The sequence below is a fragment of the Halorhabdus salina genome (genome assembly GCF_013839425.1).
In the GTDB taxonomy this organism is placed as follows: domain Archaea; phylum Halobacteriota; class Halobacteria; order Halobacteriales; family Haloarculaceae; genus Halorhabdus; species Halorhabdus salina.
The window spans coordinates 128,066-147,903 of the sequence record NZ_JACDNP010000001.1 but is presented as its reverse complement, the minus strand read 5'-3'; the positions used below and the strand labels follow the sequence as shown (position 1 = coordinate 147,903).

At 63.0% G+C, this 19,838-nt stretch carries 23 protein-coding genes; 13 read left to right on the top strand and 10 right to left on the bottom strand.

The features are described 5' to 3' along the window. Window positions 1–27 precede the first annotated feature (27 nt). Together pyrB and pyrI are read left to right on the top strand one after the other, a co-directional pair. Window positions 28–945: an aspartate carbamoyltransferase gene (gene pyrB / locus HZR20_RS00730; protein ID WP_181684683.1), complete on the top strand. Its 918-nt coding sequence runs from the start codon at window positions 28–30 to the stop codon at window positions 943–945. Beyond that, on the top strand, window positions 942–1,400 hold the full coding sequence (gene pyrI, locus HZR20_RS00725; protein WP_181684682.1) for an aspartate carbamoyltransferase regulatory subunit: 459 nt from the start codon (window positions 942–944) through the stop codon (window positions 1,398–1,400). Before pyrB ends, pyrI begins: the two co-directional genes overlap by 4 nt. 359 nt (window positions 1,401–1,759) lie before the next feature. Here pyrI and HZR20_RS00720 read toward each other — a convergent pair whose 3' ends face one another. Then, window positions 1,760–2,320 (bottom strand): NUDIX hydrolase, encoded by a 561-nt coding sequence (locus HZR20_RS00720; RefSeq protein WP_181684681.1) that lies wholly within the window; start codon window positions 2,318–2,320, stop codon window positions 1,760–1,762. 175 nt (window positions 2,321–2,495) lie between these two features. On the opposite strand from HZR20_RS00720, the gene HZR20_RS00715 reads away from it, so the two are divergent. Genes HZR20_RS00715 through HZR20_RS00705 form a run of 3 tightly spaced genes read left to right on the top strand, consistent with a single transcriptional unit; the run spans window position 2,496 to window position 3,872 of the window. Further along, window positions 2,496–2,732 carry a DUF1918 domain-containing protein gene (locus HZR20_RS00715; RefSeq protein ID WP_181684680.1) on the top strand — a complete coding sequence of 79 codons (237 nt, stop codon included), beginning with the start codon at window positions 2,496–2,498 and terminating at the stop codon, window positions 2,730–2,732. A gap of 7 nt (window positions 2,733–2,739) precedes the next feature. Next, window positions 2,740–3,171 carry an RNA-binding protein gene (locus tag HZR20_RS00710; RefSeq protein ID WP_181684679.1) on the top strand — a complete coding sequence of 144 codons (432 nt, stop codon included), beginning with the start codon at window positions 2,740–2,742 and terminating at the stop codon, window positions 3,169–3,171. Further along, the gene (locus tag HZR20_RS00705) at window positions 3,171–3,872 is read left to right on the top strand and encodes an RNase P subunit p30 family protein (protein WP_181684678.1); all 702 of its coding nucleotides are present in this window, start codon (window positions 3,171–3,173) and stop codon (window positions 3,870–3,872) included. The genes HZR20_RS00710 and HZR20_RS00705 overlap by 1 nt, the downstream gene beginning before the upstream one ends. 13 nt (window positions 3,873–3,885) lie before the next feature. On the opposite strand, the gene HZR20_RS00700 is transcribed toward HZR20_RS00705, so the two are convergent. Further along, window positions 3,886–4,779, bottom strand: a complete 894-nt coding sequence (locus tag HZR20_RS00700) for a hypothetical protein (RefSeq protein ID WP_181684677.1) — start codon at window positions 4,777–4,779, stop codon at window positions 3,886–3,888. Window positions 4,780–4,908: 129 nt separating this feature from the next. Here HZR20_RS00700 and HZR20_RS00695 point away from each other — a divergent pair, with 129 nt between their 5' ends. The 5 genes from HZR20_RS00695 (at window position 4,909) to HZR20_RS00675 (ending at window position 8,640) form a co-directional block, all read left to right on the top strand. Next, window positions 4,909–5,532 carry a class I SAM-dependent methyltransferase gene (locus HZR20_RS00695; RefSeq protein ID WP_181684676.1) on the top strand — a complete coding sequence of 208 codons (624 nt, stop codon included), beginning with the start codon at window positions 4,909–4,911 and terminating at the stop codon, window positions 5,530–5,532. Then, the gene (locus HZR20_RS00690) at window positions 5,529–6,008 is read left to right on the top strand and encodes an Rpp14/Pop5 family protein (RefSeq protein WP_181684675.1); all 480 of its coding nucleotides are present in this window, start codon (window positions 5,529–5,531) and stop codon (window positions 6,006–6,008) included. Before HZR20_RS00695 ends, HZR20_RS00690 begins: the two co-directional genes overlap by 4 nt. A gap of 2 nt (window positions 6,009–6,010) precedes the next feature. Next, window positions 6,011–6,844, top strand: coding sequence for an archaeal proteasome endopeptidase complex subunit alpha (gene psmA, locus HZR20_RS00685; protein WP_181684674.1), 834 nt, complete (start codon window positions 6,011–6,013; stop codon window positions 6,842–6,844). A 128-nt stretch (window positions 6,845–6,972) separates the two neighbouring features. Beyond that, a complete protein-coding gene (locus HZR20_RS00680; RefSeq protein ID WP_181684673.1) occupies window positions 6,973–7,698 on the top strand; it encodes a ribosome assembly factor SBDS in 726 nt (241 codons plus the stop codon). Between the two features lie 84 nt (window positions 7,699–7,782). Further along, complete coding sequence (locus HZR20_RS00675; protein WP_181684672.1) at window positions 7,783–8,640, top strand: hypothetical protein; 858 nt, start codon at window positions 7,783–7,785, stop codon at window positions 8,638–8,640. A gap of 111 nt (window positions 8,641–8,751) precedes the next feature. Here HZR20_RS00675 and HZR20_RS00670 read toward each other — a convergent pair whose 3' ends face one another. The 6 genes from HZR20_RS00670 to HZR20_RS00645 form a co-directional block, all read right to left on the bottom strand. Further along, window positions 8,752–9,072, bottom strand: a complete 321-nt coding sequence (locus HZR20_RS00670) for an FUN14 domain-containing protein (protein ID WP_181684671.1) — start codon at window positions 9,070–9,072, stop codon at window positions 8,752–8,754. A gap of 129 nt (window positions 9,073–9,201) precedes the next feature. Next, window positions 9,202–10,197, bottom strand: coding sequence for a transcription initiation factor IIB (locus tag HZR20_RS00665; RefSeq protein WP_181684670.1), 996 nt, complete (start codon window positions 10,195–10,197; stop codon window positions 9,202–9,204). 161 nt (window positions 10,198–10,358) lie between these two features. Continuing rightward, window positions 10,359–10,643, bottom strand: a complete 285-nt coding sequence (locus HZR20_RS00660) for a DUF357 domain-containing protein (protein ID WP_181684669.1) — start codon at window positions 10,641–10,643, stop codon at window positions 10,359–10,361. Window positions 10,644–10,669: 26 nt separating this feature from the next. Next, entirely contained in the window at window positions 10,670–11,317 is a 648-nt protein-coding gene (gene amrA, locus HZR20_RS00655) for an AmmeMemoRadiSam system protein A (RefSeq protein ID WP_181684668.1), read from the bottom strand. A gap of 59 nt (window positions 11,318–11,376) precedes the next feature. Continuing rightward, window positions 11,377–13,131 (bottom strand): MutS-related protein, encoded by a 1,755-nt coding sequence (locus tag HZR20_RS00650; protein WP_181684667.1) that lies wholly within the window; start codon window positions 13,129–13,131, stop codon window positions 11,377–11,379. Between the two features lie 43 nt (window positions 13,132–13,174). Beyond that, window positions 13,175–14,305 (bottom strand): Gfo/Idh/MocA family protein, encoded by a 1,131-nt coding sequence (locus HZR20_RS00645; RefSeq protein WP_181684666.1) that lies wholly within the window; start codon window positions 14,303–14,305, stop codon window positions 13,175–13,177. Window positions 14,306–14,538: 233 nt separating this feature from the next. Here HZR20_RS00645 and HZR20_RS00640 point away from each other — a divergent pair, with 233 nt between their 5' ends. Then, window positions 14,539–15,156, top strand: a complete 618-nt coding sequence (locus HZR20_RS00640) for a hypothetical protein (RefSeq protein WP_181684665.1) — start codon at window positions 14,539–14,541, stop codon at window positions 15,154–15,156. 87 nt (window positions 15,157–15,243) lie between these two features. Here HZR20_RS00640 and HZR20_RS14740 read toward each other — a convergent pair whose 3' ends face one another. Next, window positions 15,244–15,438: a tyrosine-type recombinase/integrase gene (locus tag HZR20_RS14740; RefSeq protein WP_181685055.1), complete on the bottom strand. Its 195-nt coding sequence runs from the start codon at window positions 15,436–15,438 to the stop codon at window positions 15,244–15,246. 32 nt (window positions 15,439–15,470) lie between these two features. Between HZR20_RS14740 and HZR20_RS14850 the strand changes: the two genes are divergently transcribed. Then, on the top strand, window positions 15,471–15,590 hold the full coding sequence (locus HZR20_RS14850) for a DUF7129 domain-containing putative zinc-binding protein (protein ID WP_449272325.1): 120 nt from the start codon (window positions 15,471–15,473) through the stop codon (window positions 15,588–15,590). A 236-nt stretch (window positions 15,591–15,826) separates the two neighbouring features. After that, a complete protein-coding gene (locus HZR20_RS00630) occupies window positions 15,827–16,624 on the top strand; it encodes a DUF4352 domain-containing protein (protein ID WP_181684664.1) in 798 nt (265 codons plus the stop codon). Between the two features lie 289 nt (window positions 16,625–16,913). Here HZR20_RS00630 and HZR20_RS00625 read toward each other — a convergent pair whose 3' ends face one another. Next, window positions 16,914–19,745 (bottom strand): DEAD/DEAH box helicase, encoded by a 2,832-nt coding sequence (locus HZR20_RS00625; RefSeq protein ID WP_181684663.1) that lies wholly within the window; start codon window positions 19,743–19,745, stop codon window positions 16,914–16,916. Window positions 19,746–19,838 lie beyond the last annotated feature (93 nt).

Below are 19,838 nucleotides of genomic sequence, written 5' to 3'. Positions count from 1 at the left end.
AGAACCAGGCGAGCGGGGATGTGATCGATGCCTCACGACCACATCATCAGCGCGAAACAACTCTCGCGGGCCGACATCGAGGAGGTGTTGGATCGCGCGGCCGAGATCGACGACAATCCGGCGGCGTTCACCCAGCGCCACCCCGGTGCGCTGCTCGGGCTCCTCTTTTTCGAGCCGAGCACGCGGACGAAGATGAGTTTCACGGCGGCGATCAAGCGCCTCGGCGGAGACGTGGTGGATATGGGCCCCGTTGAGTATTCGAGCGTCGAGAAAGGGGAAAGTCTCGCAGACACTGTCCGGGTCGTCGAAGGCTACGCCGATGCCCTGGTCATGCGCCATCCGAGTGAGGGCTCAGCCAAGATGGCCAGCGAGTTCGTCGACGTGCCGCTCATCAACGCGGGCGATGGGGCTGGCCAGCATCCGACCCAGACGCTCTTAGATCTCTATACGATTCGCGAGAATGCCGGCCTTGATGACCTCACGATCGGTATCATGGGCGATCTGAAGTACGGGCGGACCGTCCACTCCCTGGCCCACGCGCTGACAAACTTCGACGCGACCCAGCACTTCATCAGCCCGGAAAGCCTCAAACTCCCCCGGTCGGTTCGCTACGACCTCCACGAGGAGGGGGCGACGATCCGCGAACACACTGAACTCGAACCAATTCTTTCCAGCCTGGACGTCCTGTACGTCACCCGGATCCAAAAAGAGCGCTTCCCGGACGAAAGCGAATACCGGGCCGTCGCCGGCGAGTACCAGATCGACGCCCAGACCCTGGAGGAGGTCAACGACGACGTGACCGTCCTCCATCCCCTGCCACGCGTCGACGAGATCGATCACGACGTCGATGCGACAGAGCACGCACAGTTCTTCGAACAGGCCCACAACGGGGTGCCGGTCAGAATGGCACTCCTCGATCTCATGTTGGAGGGTGAGTCGGCATGAGCGACGACGAACAACTCCGCGTCAGTAAGATCCCGCGCGGGACCGTCATCGATCACATCACGGGCGGGGAAGCGATGCACGTCCTCTCGATTCTCGGCATCGAGGGTGGGGACGGTGACACCGTGAGTATCGTCATGAACGCACCGAGCGATCGCCTGGGAACGAAAGACATCGTTAAGGTCGAAGACCGGGAGCTGAGCCAGGCCGAGCTCGACGTGCTTTCCTTGATCGCGCCGGCAGCAACGATCAACATCATCAGGGACTTCGAGGTCGTCGAGAAAGACCGCGTTTCCCGGCCCGAGGAGGTCGCCGGGGTCCTTTCGTGCCCCAACCGCAATTGTATCACGACCGGGAACGAACCGGTCGAATCACGCTTCGATGTGCTTGCTGAGGGCGTGCGCTGTGCGTACTGTGGGACGATCGTCCGTGACGACATCGCCGACCTGATCGACTGACTGGTGACCTGTCCGTCGTCGATTGGGTTGTTGGTCGATCCGTTCAGGGCTGGGGTGTTTCACTGCAAGCACGCAGGAGTGGCTGGGTTTCCAGAAACGTTTTTACGTTGCTGGATAGACCGTTTAGGTGATGTCGAAAAAGAAACTACTGGCCGCCCTGATCGTTGTCGCCCTCGTAGTCGCTATGGCGAAGAAATTGAACGGGGACTGAGGTACAATCCCGGGTCGATCAGGCAGGTCCCCCGATGTGGGGCCCGACCTGTGGCTGTCGGATCGACCCCTTTCGGATCAGTGTCACGCCCAGCGTCTGCTTTCCGCCATGTTTGCCGTGGCTGGAGTGACCGTCCGCGTAGCCGAGTTCAGTCCCTAGCGCGCGTTTCGAGCCACCGTGAGAGGACATCCTCGTCGCGGGTATCGTCGGGCAACGTCTCGAACCAGTCGGCGTCGGTGATCTCGGCATCGGGATCTTCGACCGTCAGGCCAGCCGTTTGGGCCTGGGCCTCGTAGATCGGGAGGACGCCCCACGTCTCGTATTCGTCACAGTAGAATTCCACCCGCCCGAGTAGCTCGAGTCCCTCATAGGACCCGTCGACGCCCGCTTCCTCGCGGAGTTCGCGCCTGGCGGCCGCCTGGAACGATTCGTCACCACTTATTTCGCCGCCTGGCAGGACCCACTTGCCAACGGCCTCGTGTCGAACGAGCAACAGCGCGTCGTCGTTGGTCGTGACAGTGTGGGCACCATATGGGAGACCGTTGTCCTGAATCCGGGCTGTGATCGTCTCGAAGCGGGGCCGAGAGACCCGCCGCGTCCGGGTAAATTCCATGACGTCGGTGGCCTCCTCACGGAGCCGGTGATACGTCTGCTCGGCCTGCTGGGCGGCCTCTTGGGCCCGATACCACAGATTGTCGACGACCGTCATCCGCCCGAACGTCCGCAGTCGGCTGTCGTCCGTCCGCGATCCGATCGCCCGCCACCGAACGTTCGAATAATCATGCCCAGAACTTGGACGGTCACTGGCTTAAGTGTTCGACCCCACGAACTGGCGCGTAAGCCGAATCAGTCCCTTTTTGGTCGCCACTCCAGTAGCGAGGCGTATGGCATTCGAAGAAGACGATCACGTCACCTTGCACGACGAACACAGCGATTTCGACGGCGAGACCGGGACCGTCACCCAGATCATGGAGACGATGTTTGGGGACGCGACCTACACCGTCGAGTTCGAGGAGGGCCGCGAGCAGGGCGTCCCGGAAGACGCTTTGGAGGCTGCCCCCGAGGCCGACGCTGACGACGAAGCCGAGGACGAGGAACCAACCGACGAGTCGGACGCCTGATCGCTCGATGTCGACGGTCCCGTTCCACTACGTCGATCTGCGGACGTTCTGCTATGCGACCGAGGACGATGCGCGTATCGAGGGCGCTTTGCGGACGTTCCTGCCCGAGGATGCGCCCATAGAGCGCGCCGAGACCGAAGGCCACCACGGGGATCGCATCCTCATCCTCTCGACGCGGCTGGAACGGGCCGACGAGATCAGACACGTCCTCGCACAAATCGATTCCCTAGGCGAGACTGAACGGACGCGATTTCTCGACCAACTCGAGGATCGAATCGACGAGAACTGTTCGTTCTTCCTGACACTCGACAAGCAAGCGGCCTACAACGGGACCGTCGAGCGTGGGGATGGTATCACACTTCGGGGCAAAGTCGAGGCGTATCCGGCCAAGAAAGACCGGGCTGTCGCGAACGTCCGCGAGACCTTCGAGGGGTCGTGATGTACGAGGCGGTCCACGCCAGGCCGGACGGCGAAAGCACCGTTTCCCGGCTTGCCTCGACCGCTGCCGAATACGGCTTTGCGGGGATTGTCATCCGTAATCACGGCGACGCCCTGCCCGACTACGATCGGGCATCGATCGCCGACACCTATGGTATCGACGTCGTTTCGGGCGTGGAGGTCCGCGCCGAGGATCGCTCCCGTGCCAGCGGGTTTGTCGGCAACCATCGCGAGTCGAAGACGATCGTCGCAGTCCACGGCGGCGACCTCGACATGAATCGCTTCGCCGTCGAACAGCCGGCAGTCGACGTCCTCGCTCATCCGATGGCGGGGGACGGCGACGTCGATCACGTCGTCGTCAAGACGGCTGCCGAAAACAGCGTCCACATAGAGTGGTCGCTACGAGAGGTATTACGGGCCGAGGGCGGTCAACGCGTCAGTGCCCTCCGGGATCTGACCAAACTGCGCGATCTCATCCAGGAGTACGACGCCCCCTACGTCGTCAGTGCCGATCCACGAACCCATCTCCAATTGCGCGCGCCGAGAGACCTGGCTGGCCTGGGTGAAGCCCTCGATTGTTCGGAGTCGTGGATCGAGTCGGGTCTGGCAGCTTGGGGGACTCTCACAACGCGTAACCGCGAGCGCACAAGCGAGCATTTTGTCGAACCGGGCGTCCGTCGCGAGGCGTCAGACGACCGCTGACCGCTGCTGGTGATCAGCGGCTGTCAATTGGGTTCCTGCCATGCTCGGTGTAAATACGGTTGAGCACCATGCTCGCGTGTGAGGCCAGCAGTTCCAGCAATTGCTCGTCCTCGGTCGAGATCGGCTCAGTCGTGGTTCTGGCCGCGATGAGCACGCCGGTCGTCGCGGCCGTGTTTTCGAGCCTGACCGTGAGTACGGAGGCGACGTCCTCGGGCACGTTCCCGTTTTCGTGAACGGCCACGACACGGTCGTCTTCGGCCGCCTCTCGGGCGATCACCCGGAGTTGCGCTTCGGATCCGTTCGAGACTGTACTGGAGGTGATCGGTGCGTCTTCGGGCCCGACTTCGACGAATGCGGTCTCTGAGAGGCCCAGTAGCGAGGAGAGGCCTTCGATGCAGTAGGCGCTGACTTCTTCGACGCTCGTCGCCTGGGCGAGGGCGCGTCCGTAATTGTTGAGGTCGGCCGCCTTGCGGGCGAACTCCTCGGTCCGGTCCCGCTCGGCCTCCAGTTCCCGGAAGTGGCGTTGACTCTGTGCGTCGTAGAGGCCGACAACGGTCCCGGCGACGGCACCGACTGTGATGCTGTCGGTCGTGATGTACGTCGCTCGTTGGAGGGTTCCCGTTGCGACGCGCTGGCTGAACAGCGTCAGTGCAGCGACCGACGCCAACAGGAGCGTTCCGCCGACGGCCCAGGCGGCGATCCGCGGAAGGTCTCCGCCGAATTCTTCGTTACTGGCCAGCCAGTAGCCGGCAAAGGACAGCGAGAGGCCCAGCAAGGCGAACGGGGCGCCGTCGACGACGATCGCGATCGGTACCTCGGTCTGTTCGGTTGCATGTAGCAACTGGACGCCCGCGAGTAACACGCCGACGATTCCGAACGTCGCCCCGTAGAGGTGGCGCTGGTCCATGCAATCGACCACGTAGACTGGCCCATTTAGCCTTCCGGTGGTTCAGACCGTTGGCGCAGACGCCCACCGCAGCCGTGATGGCGGCGGCTGTCCCGTGGCGTTGAAAGCCTTCGATCCGCAACTGACGGTATGAAACGCTCCATCGAGGATCACGCCGCCCGCTTCGACAAGGTCGCAGACACTTACGACCAGGAGGGGAGCCCGGAGTATCGGGCGGCCGCCGATTTAGTGATCGACCACGCCGCGCCCGAACCGGACGACGTCGTGCTCGATCTGGGGACTGGGACGGGAGCGATCGCACTCGCACTGGCTGACTCGGCCAGCGAGGTGATCGGTCGGGACATCAGCGAGGGGATGCTTGAACAGGCCAGCGAGAAAGCCGCCGATGCCGGTATCGACAACGCTTCCTTTGGAACCGGTCGATTCCGTGAGCCGAATGTGTCGGCCGACGCCGCCGTCGACATCGTCGTCTCGAACTTCGCGATGCACCATCTCGACGACGAAGCGAAAGGCGAGGCAATCGAGTCGATCGCGGCGCTTGGCCCGCGGCGGTTCGTCCTCGGCGACGTCATGCTGTTCGGCGAGGCCGATCCGTCGGAGCCGTTTTACTCCCCTGAAGTGGACGACCCGGCGACGGTCGGAACGTTGGCTGACGCGCTCACTTCGGCCGGGTTCGCCCTGTCGGCCGTCGAGCGAGTCCACGACCAGGTTGGCGTGCTGGTCGCTGAACGGGCGGTGGGGGAGGACTCGTGAATCCACTCCCGAAACACGTCCGTCAGCGCTGGCGGTATCTCGCTGTCGAGTTGGAGTCCTGGCCGAACACAGCGATCGATCGACGGGCGTTCCAGCGGGAACTGTGGTTCGCGGCCCAGAATCTACTCGGTGACGTGGGATCGTCCCGGGTCGATCTCACCGTCGAACAGTTCACATTCGAGGACGGGCAAGGCAACGCCATCGTTCGGACACGCCGTGGCGCGACCGCGGACGCCCGCGCCGTCCTGGCCTGTCTGGCGGACGTCGCTGACGAGCCGGTCGGCGTCCGCGTCAGCGGCGTCAGCGGCACGGTGCGTGCGTGTGAGGAAAAGTATTTAGGAAGTCGCCCGGAAGCCACCGAGCACAGCGACGTCGCCTTTGCGGGTGCCGATCGATCTGCCGTCGTCCGGAACGGCCGCGTCGACGTGCGGATCGACGAGGGGTTCGTCGGGGCGACGCAACGCGATCTTGAGTAACTATGCAGGGACAATCCCAACAGCAGGCCTACGACCGCGGAATCACGATCTTCTCGCCGGATGGTCGCCTCTACCAAGTCGAATACGCACGGGAGGCCGTCAAGCGCGGAACGGCGAGTATCGGCGTCAGGACGGCCGATGGTGTCGTCCTCGCGGTGGACAAGCGCATCCGCTCGCCGTTGATGGAGCGTTCGTCCGTCGAGAAAATCCACAAGGCAGACGACCACATCGGTATCGCCTCGGCTGGCCACGTCGCCGACGCTCGCCAGCTTATCGATTTCGCTCGCCGGCAAGCACAGGTCAACCAGCTCCGGTATGGCGAAGCGATCGGCGTCGAAACGCTCACCAAGCAGGTAACCGATCACATCCAGCAGTACACCCAGATCGGAGGGGCCCGGCCGTTCGGCGTCGCACTGATTATCGCTGGCGTCAGCAACGGCGAACCCCGACTGTACGAGACTGATCCCTCGGGAACCCCCTACGAGTGGAAGGCACTCGCGATCGGTGCCGATCGCGGCGACACTCGGGAGTATCTCGAAGCGAACTACGACGAGGAGATGGACCTCGAAGCGGGCGTCGCGCTCGCACTCGAAGCGATGGCCTCGGTCAACGACGACGAACTCACCCCGGAAGGGATCGGCGTCGCAACGATCAGCGTCGACGACGCCCAGTTCGGTGAACTCACTGACGAGCAGAAAGAAGCCCATCTCGACGATCTCGGCTTGCTCCCTGCTGAAGCCGACAAGGAAGCCGAGGGAGCAGATGATCAAGCGGAGGGCGAGGAGACGGACGAGGACGCCGACGAGTCGGACGACGAAACCGAGGACACCGAGTAGTCAGACGCTGCGGAGGACGAGTAACGAACCACCGCTTTTGGTGCCGCCGCCCGTATTTTTACCGTGGTGCCATTTTGTCACGCGGCCGTTCGGAAACACCTTTGTCGGGGGATTGTGTACGTCACGGTATGATATCGCTTGACGAGGCAGTGACGGCCCGGCTCGAGTCACATGGCCAGCGCTTTGAGGTACTCATTGACCCGGATGCGGCCCTGGCGATCAAGCGCGACGAGTTCGATGACGAACTCGAGGACGTCATCGCCGCCGAGGATGTCTTCGAAGACGCTTCGCGGGGCGACCGTCCGCCCGAGGAGTCCCTCGAAGAGGTTTTCGAGACGACGGATTCGATAGAAATTATCCCACAGGTCATCACAGAAGGAGAGATTCAGATCACTGCCGACCAGCGCCGCGAGATGCAAGAGCGCAAGCACCGCGAACTCGTCCAGCGGATCACCCGAAACGCCGTCAACCCGCAGATGGACGACGCGCCACACCCGCCAGATCGTATCAAGTCCGCCCTCGAAGAGGCAGGCTTTCAGGTCGATCCGATGGAACCGGTCGAGAACCAGGTCGACGACGCCTTAGCGGAACTTCGACCGATTATTCCGATCCGTTTCGACGAGGTGACGGTTGCTGTCCAGTTGCCGGCTGATTACGCGGGTAGCGGCCAGGCCAGAATCCGGGAGTTCGGCGATCTCGAAAGCGAGGAGTGGCAGGCTGATGGCTCCTGGGTCGGCGTGTTGACGTTCCCAGCTGGCCTCCAAAACGACTTCTACGATCTGGCCAACGAAGTTTCCAGTGGCAATGCCGAGACACAGATCATCAAAGACGAAGACGACATCAAGACACGATAACGCGACATTCGATCGTCTGTTCTGGCTGCGGTGGGCGCGAAACGATCGAATATTTATTATCGGCCCGCTATCAATTAGCGGCTGATGTCGCGCCACTCATTCGTCGACCGGTACCGGCAGCCGGAGTACACCGGCGACAACCGGTGTCTCCCGTGTACCGTCACGAACACGCTCATCGCTATCTTGGGTGGCCAACTGGTGGCCGTGGGAGTGCTCGCAGTAGGACAGTCGCTGCCGATCGCCACTATCGCCGGGGGACTAGCGACGCTGCTCGGTCTCGTCCAGATCTGGCTCCGGGGCTATCTCGTTCCGGGGACACCGACGGTGACGAAGCGGTACTTTCCACCGTGGCTGCTGGAACTGTTCGGCAAAGAACCGGGCCCGACCGATCAGGCGATGCTCGATGGGGACCAGCAACTGGACATCGAAGGTATCCTCTTGGACGCTGCAGCGCTGCAATTCGACGAGACTGGCGAGGATTTCGAACTGACCGACAGCTTCACCACGGCGTGGAAGGCTGCCATCGACGAGGTCGATGCGACCGCGGATCTTCCGGCGCATATCGAGACGGCCTTCGGCGTTGAGGGCACGATTCAGGTCGAGGAAACCGAGCAAGCGACGATCGTTCGACTCGACGATCGGCTCATGGGTCGGTGGGAGTCACGGGCTGCCATGGTCGCCGACGTGGCTGGATGTACCGTGCTCGCCGATCGGTACGACGCCTGGGCTGATCTCTCGCCGGCCCAGCGAGGCCAACTCGCCGGCGGTCTGCGGCTGTACATCGAGCAGTGTCCGGCCTGTGACGGACCGACGTCCTTTGACACCGAGACGACGACCTCCTGCTGTTCGGAGTACGAAGTCGCCACGGTTTCCTGTGACTCCTGTGGTGCGCGACTGTTCGAGATTCCCGTCGAGTCGGTGGCTGATGGGCCGGAAGCGTGAGAACGCGATTCGCGGATTCCGTATCGTACAGTGTCTCAGAGGAGGGGCCAATCAGTACGTCTCCATGAGACACGTTGAGTGCAATTGAGAAACCGCTGATCGACCAGCCGATTACGCTTTTTTGAAGCCGAGCATGAAGCCGCCGGCGAAACTCGCGCCGATCCCGGCCGTCGAGACGAACGTTTCGATGACCGTCTGGCCGACCTGGGCACCCTGTTCGGAGAGATCCGCAGAGGCGTTGGTGAGGCGATCCCAGTTCACAGTAAGGACACCACGCGATTCGAGGAACTTGAACAACATCAGTTCCAGCCCGATAATAATCGCGATGATTTTGGCGATTTTCTTGGCGGCAAAGCCGATCACGGCCCCGACGATGGCGCTGCCGCCCATTTGGGCCCCTAATTGCGTCGGATCGATATTTTCCAGTACCATGACCGAGAAGTCACTGTCGATCAATAAGTCTCTTGTGCCCGACGACGGCTGGGGGAATCACGATTGTGGTTATCGAAACGTGGCACGGAAGCGCCGCTACGTCGGTGGTGGCGACTACCACCGCCTGCCTTAGATACTGTTGAGTGATTCTTCGCTTTCGAGTAGTTCCTTGTAGCGATTCCGGATCGTGACTTCGGAAATGCTCGCGACGTCCGAGATCTCACTCTGCGTAATCCGCTCGTTACATAGCAATGCCGCCGCATAGATCGATGCTGCGGCCAGTCCGACGGGACTCTTTCCGCTGAGGATCCCTGCTTCCCGCGCCGAAGAGAGCAGATCACGCGCGCGATTGGTGACTTCCTCCGGGAGGTCTAAATCTGAGGTAAAGCGGGGGACGTAGCTCTCGGGATCTGCGGGTTGGATCTCCAGATTCAACTCACGAACGACGTACCGGTAGGTCCGGGTCAGCTCCATGCGCTCGACGCGGGAAACTCGCGTGAACTCGTCGAGACTCCGCGGGACGCCCGCCTGACGCGCGGCAGCGTACAGCGAGGCGGTCGAGACCCCTTCGATGGAACGGCCGGGCAGGAGATCCTCGTCGAGTGCACGGCGATAGATCACCGAAGCGGTCTCACGGACGTTTTCGGGCAGACCCAGTGCCGAAGCCATACGATCGATCTCGCCTAAGGCCTGCTTGAGATTTCGCTCTTTGCTATCTCGCGTGCGGAAGCGCTCGTTCCAGGTCCGGAGGCGCTGCATTTTCTCGCGCTGGCGGCTGGACAGCGAATTGCCGTAGGCGTCTTTGTCCTGCCAGCCGATGTTCGTCGAGAGGCCCTTGTCGTGCATCATATTGGTGGTGGGCGCACCGACCCGGCTCTTTTCGTCTTTCTCCTTGGAGTCGAAGGCCCGCCACTCAGGCCCTGGATCGATTTCGTCTTCCTCGACGACCAGTCCACACTCACTGCAAACCGTCTCTCCGCGTTCGGAGTCCGACCGGAGGCTGCCACCACACTCCGGGCAGTGCTCCTGCTCGCTCTGGGTCTGTTCGTCAGTTTGCTCGCGCTGTTCGTTCGATTGCTCGCTTTGTTTGTCTCGGGTGTACAGGGGTGTCGTGATTTCGCTCATGATGGGGGACGCGGGCAACCGTAGAGGAAAATATTAGTACTCTCGATTGCCTTACGTAACCTATAGTAAGTCCAAAAGACTTATAAATCTTTCCCAAACCCTTATCGCCACACGCCAACTAGGCTCATGGTTACAGGTACGCGGGGGTTCTTCCAGTCGAGTTATACCGTAAAAAGGTGACCCGCTTCGGGGACATCGAACAGGCCGATTCGGGCGCCCGCATCGAGCCATGCGTGACCGTAGGAGAACGCTGCCAACGCGTTGACTGGGTCGTCTTCGGCCCGGAAGTGGCGACCGTCTTCAAGATACGAGCGGGCCATTTCCAGGTAGTCGGTCGCTGCGTCGCCGAGTGGCGTCGTCTCTGGCGGGAGGACTGTCGCTTCTTCGAGTGCCGTCGCCAGCAATCGCTCGTAGCGGTCGGTCTTTTCTGTGAGATCGGCGGGCATAGGCCGACCTATTCAGGGTCGCCCCCTCAATCTGTCGCCCGCTCATCGGTGGGCGACTGGCCTGCCGGGCGCGTATACTCTTCGACGGAGACGGGCCCGTTCGGTGACTCCTCGGTGAAGACCTGCGCCGAAAAGCGCTTGATGGCCGTTTCGTCTTCCTGCCAGTCGTCCCTCGAAAGGCCGGCTTTCCGGGCCGTCTGAGCGAGGAACTGTTCGGCCGACCACCCCTGATCGACCGCGACCTGTGGCAGGAGGAGGCCGGTCCGTCGCCCCGTCGAGACGATCAGTCCGTCCCGTCCGATTTCGATCGCGGCGGGTTCGTTTCCCGAAACCGTCTCCGGCGGGGTCAGAACGCTCACCGAGACGGTGATCCGATCGTGTTCGTCGGGTGAAAGCGGCGGGAAACGTGGATCCTCGGTCGCCGCACCGACGGCTGCCGCTCGCAAGCCCTCCGCCAGGGGCTGGTCCGGACGTGGACGGCCGATACAGCCGCGAAGCTGACCGTCCTTGTTCAGCGTCACGAACACCCCACGTTCCTCGTCGAGAACGTCGATATCCGGGGCTGGCGGCGGTGATTTGTCGGTCGCGGCCGCGGTCACGATCGCCCGAGCGTGTTCGACTAGATGTCGGCCGGTCTCGACGTCGAGGCGCACGGAGCCATCCCCCGTAGTCATCACTCTCGATCAGTACGGCCCCAAGCCCTGTACCGGGCGACCCCCAACACGCGGGGTCTTTAGGCCGACCACTCGGCGTCAGACAGCGTCCGCTGGACGGCCTGCTCACCGACAGCCTCGGCGAGTGTTTGGAACCCGGAGCGTTCGGTCCGATCGTCGGCATCGGCGACGAGCCGCGAGACGATGAACTCCGGCGTCGAGCGGCCGACCGTCTCGAAGCGCGGTTGATAGTCAACTTCCAGTTCGAGGTCGGTCGTCAGTCCTTCGGCAAAGATGCCGTCAGTCCGGGCGGTCGGCGGCAACGGCTCAAGGTCGTCGGCCAGGTGCGTGACGAACACGCCGAGGGCCGCCCGATCGACGGTCAACGTCACCAGACCGTGCAGGAGGTCGGCGGCACTGCCCGGTTCCGTAATCGCTTCGAACTCGTCGACGAGCATCAGCGTCCGGCCCTCGTCGGTCAGCGGGGGCACGACCGATCGGAGCGTCGATTCGAGCACGCCGGCGTTGAAACTCGCGTGCCGGCGGTGGAAGACGATCGCGTCGACGATCCCGACCTCCGCTGTCTCGGCCGGGACGGGCAGGCCCATCTGGGCGAGCAACTGGACCTGACAGAGCGTCTCCAGTAGCGTCGTCTTCCCACCGCTGTTTGCCCCAGTCAGGACGGCCACGCGATCGCCATCCGGCGGCTTTCGGGCCCGATCGACCGAGAGGGTGTGATCGCCGATGGCGTAGGTGATCGGTTGGACTGCTTCCTCGGCTCCCAGCAGCGACAGATTGCGGGCGTTCTCGACGGCGATGACGTCCCGGTCCTCGACGTACGTCGGTGCCGTGAGATCGAATGCGATGGCGAAGCGAGCCAGCGAGACGGCGATTGCGATCTCGTCGACTGTTTCGACGGCCCGGTCGATCGCCTCGCGGGCGGCCGAAAGCGTCGTCTCGAACTGGTCGCTGACCGTCCGTTCCCGTTCGGTCACGGCCTCCCGACGGTCGGCGGCGAGAGTCCGCAGCGCCTCGGCGACGAAGTCAGTGGCGTCGGCGGCTTCCCGGGGCGTCGCGTCGCGGACTGCCTCGACGTCGACGCCGGTCTCCTCGACGACGTGGCGGACGAACGACTCACGGAAGGCGTCGCCGCCGCCGACACCGGTTTCGCGGACGGCCTCGATGACGCGTTCGGGGTTTGCAGCCATGTCTTCGACGGCACCACGCTGGCTCCGGAGGTCGTCTAAGCGCTCGTCGGCCCCCTCGGCGACGCCGCCCGCGGACAGTGCTTCCAGTGTCTCGGCCCCGACGGCCAGGCGCTCGGTGTCGAGGTCGCCGAGCGGCTCGAACGGGCCGGTAGTCACGCCGGCTTCCTTGAGAGTCAGTGCGGCCCGGACGCCTGCCAGGTCACCGCCTTCGACGCTATCGTAGGCCTCGAAGGCCTCGGTGATGCGTTCTCGATCGGCTTCCGAGAGGTCCTGCCAGGCGTCTCTGGCCTCGATGACGGCTTCGAGGTGTGCTTCCATGTCCGCTCGCGTCGATCGCGGGGTCAGCAGGCGGATACTGTCTCCGGCGTGTTGCGTGACGGCGAACTCGGCGACGAGATCGAGTACCGACTTGTACACCTCGCGGGTGTCCCGGGTCGCCAGCACGTCCATTGCGCCGCCGTCGGTCCGCCGGAGGATACGCGTCGCCCGGCCCCGGCTCAGTCCGGCCTCGGTCAACGCCCGGAGGTCACCGCTCTCGATCGCCGTGATGGCGTTCTCGACACCCAGCTGCTCGGCCAGCAGCTCGCGGGTCTTGGGTCCGACGCCCCAGTAGTCCTCCAGGTCCATGTCCCAATGCTCAGCGGGGGCCGACAAGTCGTTTGCCCTCCAGTCAGACGTCGACTCGCTCGCCGCGCTCGTCGGATCGCTCGATCGCGTCGAGCACTCGCTGGACCTGCAAGCCATCCTCGAAATCCGGTTCGTACTTGTTCCCTGACTCGACGGCGTCGAGGAACGCAGCGTTCTCGTGGACGAACGTGTGTTCCCAGCCCAGCACGTGACCGGCCGGCCACCACCGGTCGCCATACGGGTCGTCCTCCTCGGTCACCAGGACCGTCTCGAAGCCGCGGCCGTCCGGACGCTTTACGTCCAGTTCGTTCAGCCGTTCGAGGTCGAACCGGAGGGACCCTTTCGAGCCGTTGACTTCGATCACGTTGCCGTTGTCGTGGCCCGTCGCCATTCGGGAGGCTTCGAACGTCCCCATCGCGCCGCCCTCGAAGGTCGCCTGGGTGCTGAAGGCGTCGTCGACGGTAACCGGCCGCGTCTCGGATCCGCCGCCGTCACCGTCGATTCCGCCCGCCCCGTCAGGGACCGGACGCTCGTCGACGAACGTCCGCAAGTGGCCCGAAACGCGTTCGACGCGATCGGCGAGCAGGAACTGCGCGAGGTCGATCGAGTGGGCACCGAGATCCCCGAGCGCACCCGAGCCGGCGACTGACTCATCGTTACGCCAGCTCCAGGGTGCCTCGGGATCGGCTAGCCAGTCCTGGAGGTATCGGGCGCGAACGTGGTAGATCTCGCCCAGCTCGCCCCGCTCGATCAACTCGCGGGCGAGCTGGATCGCCGGGACGAACCGGTAGTTGAACGCGATCCCCGTCCGCCCGTCGCTCGTTCGGGCGGCCGCCGCCATCTCCTCGGCAGCCTCAAGGGTGTGAGCGAGCGGTTTCTCACAGAAGACATGCACGTCGTCCTCCAGGGCGGCGATCGAGGGCTCGGCGTGGAGGTTGTTCGGTCCGAGATTATACAATATGTCGATGTCGTCGATCGCCGCCGTCCAGTCGGTGACGTACCGATCGAACCCCAGCCGGTCGACCGCTTCCGTCAGTGCCTCCTCGTCCCGACCGATCAGCACGGCGCGCTCGACAGCCGGCGCGTCCGGGAAGAACATCGGCAGGCGAGCCAAGGCGTTCGCGTGCGCTCGACCCATGAACCGATAGCCGAGGAAACCGACACGTAGACTCATCTCTCGTAGACACCCCCGGGAAAGCGACCAAATCCCAGTTCTGCTGTGTCGGTTTCCCGGCTGGCGACCGGCGAGCGTGCGTTCGCGAGCACGACGGTGAGGACCCTATTGTCCATAGGTAGGGCCACGGGTGTTGCGTACAAATAACACACTGTCGATTGCTGGCTGCCCGGTGGTAGCGCGACACGGCGGTGCGGCCAAACGTCAAATACCCGGCCGTCCAACTCCGGCCAATGAGCGACTCAGCGGCGGATCGGTGTCCGTCCTGCGAGGCTGTTTTGGAGGGGGCCCGGATTTGTCCGGACTGTGGCCTCGAAATCCGCACTGACGACGGCGACCTGTCGTCGGCCGCGATGAACGAAATCGTCGATAGCACTCTCTCTACTGCCGATTCGAGCCGTATGGGTCGTCGCCGGACGCTCCCGTACCCACTCCGTCTCGCGACAGCCCTGGCGATCTCGATTCCCTTCGCGCCGCTGTCAGGGTTCGTGCTTTCGAGCGTGCTCCCGCCGAATCCACTCGCGCTGGTACTGGTCGGCATGAGTGCGTGGATGGCTCCCGCCGGATTCTTGGCAAGAACACAGGTGCCGTCGTTGATCGTGGGTCGTGGCCTTACTGTCCTGGGCGGAGTGGTCGCGATTACGCCGCTTTTGGTCGCACTCGGGCGGGGGCTCGCCGGCGACGCTGCCGTGGCGAATCCGACGATCGGCGATTCCCAGGCTGTCATCGGCTCGTTTCTGGTCTTTGGCCTGCTGATTCTGGTGTTTGGGTTGGTGGTCTCCCGGGTCGCCGTCCGAAAGCGCGCCGCCTGGCGCGAGGAGGACGCACAAACACTCCGTGGTGACCGATAGCTGTCCCGGCTCTTGCCTAACCTGGTGAAACAATGGACAGTCTGCTGATATCGCTACTAGCTGGCGTGCAATATATAGAGCGTACACTTACCAGCGTATTCGCCCAGTTCTACGTTGAAACGAAGCCCTTGTGGATCGTTCTATGACACCCTGGATTGTAGCCAGAATTTGGTAGAGAAAATGACCCATGAATTTCTGTATGATCCGAGTGTCCATCCCGTTCTTGAGACTCTGCACGGCGATACTGTGGCGGAGAACGTGGGTACACCACCATGTTCCAATTTGTTAAGTGTCTACGTACCAGTCTCTAACCTATGCCTGAGGGGAAGCTATGGGAATGCACCCAGTGTGGGAACCTGCTGAAATCGAAACACCACCCGACGAACTGCGAGGAGTGTGGGAGCCCGTACAAGCTAGAATCGGATGTCCCATGACGAGGAGAATCACTCGGCGGAAGGCCCTCGTTGCAACGGGGACAATGGTTGCGGTGGGGCTAGCGGGCTGTTCGAAGTCGGTTTCTACCCCCGAACCTGACCCCGAACCTAACCAGCAATCAAATCCTACATCTACCCCGAACGATGCGACCCGCAATTTTGGCGGGCTCGGGAACACGGCGGTGTTTACGTCGGGAGAATCAGGCCGCCTTCGAATTACCCCGACATCCGCGCGGATGCAGGATGCGCTGGTCTGGGCTACGTCGGGACGCTTGTCTTCGACCGTCCCCCAGACCTCCGGTCACACGTACCTCCTCGTGACCGTCAACGTCGAAAACACAGGTGGAGAGGCAGTATACGTTCCAACGACTGCGGCGTTCCTTCTTAACGGGAACCAGTACGACATTACGTATTCATCGGGCTTGAATCAGCAGTCGTATAACGGGTTTCAGGAGGTTCAACCCGGCTCGTCGCGAACGGGTGTCGCGCTGTTCTCGGTCCCGCCGAAGCAAATGGAAGGACAGTTCGTCCTCCAGTCAACGTCCGCGTACGGCGACGATCCGACCGCGATTTGGAATATCAATCTCGGCGAAATCGAACACGAGACCTTCGATTACTCGGACTTGGGTCTTGAGTCAGGGATACAGTTTGGGGCTGGAAACTCGCTCTATAGGCTATCACTCCAAGACTGGACGACAAACAACGGGTACACGTACACGACGGGAGACTTCGAACAGGAGCATACCCCTAGCGACGGGAATAAATTCGTCATCTGCGAGGTCTACGCAGAAAACGTGGGCGAGAACCCGGTGAGGATTCCGGGCACGTATTCGATGAGTTTGATTGCCGGAAACTCACAGGTGGATGCGGGTATCTACAGGGCAGAGAATGAGCGGTATCAAGGAGGTGAGATTGCTCCCGGCATCGTTCGGCAGGGAAAGATCCTGTTCGAGGTGCCCAGTTCAGCGAGCGAGTATACGTTCCGCACCAGCCTAACTGGCAACATCACCGCCTCGTGGTCGTTTCCCAAATAGCGTCCATTCTACACATCGGTACCCCACCCGGCGCGGCATTTTGAAAAGGAAACGCTTCGACGGTGGCACGACGGGACTGTGAGCGGATTCGTAAACGTCGTTCAATTCATTCACACTCTTTATCGAACGATTCTCTTCGCCCGCTATGTGAGCAGATAGTCGTGCAAGATATGCGCTCTATCTTGCACGCCACGTCCTAACAGATTTCAGAAATGGCTGTTTCGCTATCTTCGGTAAGAGCATTGCCCCGCGAGTCGAACCGCTTTGGCACACCCGTCTCGACTCGCCGCTACTCCCAGAACGACCGCGTCCGGGCGTACTCTCGTTCGCGTTCGAGGATGTCGCGGTAGAACTCATCTTCGTTCTCCCGGAGTTTGTTGATAATCCGGGCGGCGTTAGTCGGTCCGACGCCGCGACCTGCCAGGGCGATCACCGCCTGCTTGCCGTGGCTCTGGACCAGATCGGCCGCCTGATGGGCGCGATGGGTCCGTCGCTCTTGCTCGTCGTCCTTCTCCGGTGCCCGCACCGCGGCGACGGTCTCCTCGTCCCAGGGATTCAACGCGGCGATCCGCGTCGAATCACACTCCGGACAGCGAGGCTGGTCGCGGACGCGCTTGACGGGTTTGGTCCGCTTGTACGAGTCACAGTGGACACAGAAGAGGATCACGCGGTCGTCCTGAATGCGGTCTTTGAGCGTCTGAATTACGCTGGCATCGGCGTTCTCGGGTGAGAGCAGTTCAGTGCCACCCGAGCGACCGCCCAGGCCGATCGCCGTCCGGCCGCCGACGGTCTCGACGTCGATCTCGCCGGCCTGGATCGCGGCGAGGATGTCGCTCGTCCGTTTGATCGCGAGTTTCTCGTGGATCAACTCCCGGAGGGCCTCGTCGTACATCGGCGTGTCTTCCAAGGCTTCGAGCAGGCGGTCGCGGCCGAACCGCCGGCTGCCTCGCCCACGCCAGCGCTTGAGCGACCCGAACTTCGCCGCGACCTGTGCGAGCCGGAACTTCAGTGCGTCGGCGTTTTTCAGGCTGAGTTCGATCAATCCCTCGACGTGTGCGGGATCAGTCGTCTCCAGTACCTCGACTGCGTCCCCGGCGGTAACCGTCCGGGGCACCTCCAGGCCGATCCGATAGGGATCGACGTCGAGGCCGACCGACGACCCCGTTCGCTGGCCCAGCAGTGCCGACAGCAATCGCCCCAGTGTCTCGTTGACCTTGTGGCCGAAGGCAGCGTTGACCACGACGTCCCGACCCTCGAACTCGACGACGATTTGCTCGGGGCCCGGGATCGGTCCCTCGTGGTCGTCGACCTGCTGGAGGGCGGCTTCGAGCGTCCCCCTCTCGGCGTCGTATCTCCCTGCAAGGTGGCGCGCCACCGACCCCCGATCCCCGCCGGCCCGGAGTTGTTCGGCCGCCACCGTCCGGATCTCGGCGACCTCCTGGGCGACGTCGTAGGGCACGGGGATCTCCTGGCCGGTCCAGGACGGCACCTCGCCGGCGGGGTCCTCGATGGGCGTGACGTTGACGACTTCTTCTTCCTCGTCGATCTCGGTGATGCGCCACATCTCCCCGCGCTGGACGAATACCTCTCCCGGCGCGGCGAAGTTGACAACGAAGCGCTCGTCGAGGGTCCCGACCTGCGTGCCGCTGGCCCCGTCTTCGACGTCGTAGGTCGCCTCGTCGGGGATCATCGAGAGGTTGTGATAGAAGTACTGCCATGTCCCCCGTCGTTTCGAGAGTTCGTCGTCGTCCTCCTCGAGCCAGACGACGCGATTCTCGGCGAGTTCGCGGACGATCTCACGGAACACAGACTCGGAAATATCGGCGAACGGGTAGGCTCGCGTGACGATCTCGTAGGTGCGTCTGGCCGTGACCTCCCCGAGATCCATGACAATTCCGGCGATCTGGTTGGCCACCGTATCGCGACTCCCGTGGTGGATCTCGGCCGGTTCGACCTCGCCGGCCTGGGCCTGTCTGGCGATCGCCAGCGCCTCGAACGTCTCGTCCGGGCCCGTCGTGACGACCGTCCCCTTCGAGGTTCGATCCCGGCGGTGGCCGGCACGCCCGACCCGCTGGAGGAGGCGGGAGACCTGCCGGGGGCTGTTGTACTGGATGACGTGATCGACCCGGCCCACGTCGATGCCCAGTTCCATCGAAGAGGTACACAGCAGCGCATCCAACTCGCCGGCCTTGAACTGGTCTTCGACTTCGACACGAGCGTCGGTCGCCAGCGAGCCGTGGTGGATGCCCAGGTCGGTGCCATACTCCTTGAGTCGCGATCCCAGTGCTTCTGCTGTCTGGCGCGTGTTGACGAACACCAGCGTCGAGTCGTGGGTTGCGATCAGCTCGTCGATCGTCCTGACGTGACTCGCGACGTCGGGATCGGTGACAAGCTGACCGGCGATCTCATCGTCGCCGTCCTCGACTGTCGGCTGGACGACGTCTATTTCGAGGGCGCTGCCGGCGTCGATCTCGACGATTTCGCAACCGCGATCACCGGTGAGAAACCGGCCGACTTCCTCGGGGTCGCCGACGGTCGCCGAGAGGCCGATCCGCTGGAACGGGCCAGCCAGTTCCCGGAGGCGTTCGAGGCCGATGGCCAACTGCGCCCCGCGTTTTGCGGCCGCGAGTTCGTGGACCTCGTCGATGACGACGTGCTCGATCGATTCCAGCGCGAGCCGGAGTTTCTCGCCCGTGAGGATGGCCTGGAGCGTCTCGGGGGTCGTCACGAGCACGTCAGGCGGATCGTCGGCCTGTTGGGAGCGGCGATAGTCGGAGGTGTCGCCGTGGCGAACGTCGACTTCCAGATCAAGCGTCTCGCCCCACCACTCCAGACGGTCGCGCATGTCCCGATTCAAGGCCCGCAGCGGGGTCACGTACAGCGCGCCGATCCCGTCCGGTGGGTCGTCCGCGAGTGCATCGAAGACGGGTAACATCGCGGTCTCGGTCTTGCCGCTCCCGGTCGGGGCGATCACCAGCGCGTCTTTGCCGGCCGAAAGCGGCGGGATCGCCCGGCGCTGTGGCTCGGTCGGGGTGGCGAATCCGCGTTCCGAGAGCGCGCGGCGGACAGCCTCGCCGAGGTGAGTGAACGCGGCGGCACCGTCGCCTGTTGCCCCGCTCATGCTACCGTTGGTACGGTTCTGAACCGATTAAACGCATTGGAGGGTGTGTTCTCGCGCCCCACAGTCGCCCCTTCTGGGACACGTTCTTGCCGA

Excerpts from the sequence above, each read along its gene's own strand:
- pyrB (WP_181684683.1), top strand. The coding sequence starts at position 28 with ATGCCTCACGACCACATCATCAGCGCGAAACAACTCTCGCGGGCCGAC.
- pyrI (WP_181684682.1), top strand. The coding sequence starts at position 942 with ATGAGCGACGACGAACAACTCCGCGTCAGTAAGATCCCGCGCGGGACC.
- HZR20_RS00720 (WP_181684681.1), bottom strand. The coding sequence starts at position 2,320 with ATGACGGTCGTCGACAATCTGTGGTATCGGGCCCAAGAGGCCGCCCAG.
- HZR20_RS00715 (WP_181684680.1), top strand. The coding sequence starts at position 2,496 with ATGGCATTCGAAGAAGACGATCACGTCACCTTGCACGACGAACACAGC.
- HZR20_RS00710 (WP_181684679.1), top strand. The coding sequence starts at position 2,740 with ATGTCGACGGTCCCGTTCCACTACGTCGATCTGCGGACGTTCTGCTAT.
- HZR20_RS00705 (WP_181684678.1), top strand. The coding sequence starts at position 3,171 with ATGTACGAGGCGGTCCACGCCAGGCCGGACGGCGAAAGCACCGTTTCC.
- HZR20_RS00700 (WP_181684677.1), bottom strand. The coding sequence starts at position 4,779 with ATGGACCAGCGCCACCTCTACGGGGCGACGTTCGGAATCGTCGGCGTG.
- HZR20_RS00695 (WP_181684676.1), top strand. The coding sequence starts at position 4,909 with ATGAAACGCTCCATCGAGGATCACGCCGCCCGCTTCGACAAGGTCGCA.
- psmA (WP_181684674.1), top strand. The coding sequence starts at position 6,011 with ATGCAGGGACAATCCCAACAGCAGGCCTACGACCGCGGAATCACGATC.
- HZR20_RS00680 (WP_181684673.1), top strand. The coding sequence starts at position 6,973 with ATGATATCGCTTGACGAGGCAGTGACGGCCCGGCTCGAGTCACATGGC.
- HZR20_RS00675 (WP_181684672.1), top strand. The coding sequence starts at position 7,783 with ATGTCGCGCCACTCATTCGTCGACCGGTACCGGCAGCCGGAGTACACC.
- HZR20_RS00670 (WP_181684671.1), bottom strand. The coding sequence starts at position 9,072 with ATGGTACTGGAAAATATCGATCCGACGCAATTAGGGGCCCAAATGGGC.
- HZR20_RS00665 (WP_181684670.1), bottom strand. The coding sequence starts at position 10,197 with ATGAGCGAAATCACGACACCCCTGTACACCCGAGACAAACAAAGCGAG.
- HZR20_RS00660 (WP_181684669.1), bottom strand. The coding sequence starts at position 10,643 with ATGCCCGCCGATCTCACAGAAAAGACCGACCGCTACGAGCGATTGCTG.
- amrA (WP_181684668.1), bottom strand. The coding sequence starts at position 11,317 with ATGACTACGGGGGATGGCTCCGTGCGCCTCGACGTCGAGACCGGCCGA.
- HZR20_RS00650 (WP_181684667.1), bottom strand. The coding sequence starts at position 13,131 with ATGGACCTGGAGGACTACTGGGGCGTCGGACCCAAGACCCGCGAGCTG.
- HZR20_RS00645 (WP_181684666.1), bottom strand. The coding sequence starts at position 14,305 with ATGAGTCTACGTGTCGGTTTCCTCGGCTATCGGTTCATGGGTCGAGCG.
- HZR20_RS00640 (WP_181684665.1), top strand. The coding sequence starts at position 14,539 with ATGAGCGACTCAGCGGCGGATCGGTGTCCGTCCTGCGAGGCTGTTTTG.
- HZR20_RS14850 (WP_449272325.1), top strand. The coding sequence starts at position 15,471 with ATGCCTGAGGGGAAGCTATGGGAATGCACCCAGTGTGGGAACCTGCTG.
- HZR20_RS00630 (WP_181684664.1), top strand. The coding sequence starts at position 15,827 with ATGCAGGATGCGCTGGTCTGGGCTACGTCGGGACGCTTGTCTTCGACC.
- HZR20_RS00625 (WP_181684663.1), bottom strand. The coding sequence starts at position 19,745 with ATGAGCGGGGCAACAGGCGACGGTGCCGCCGCGTTCACTCACCTCGGC.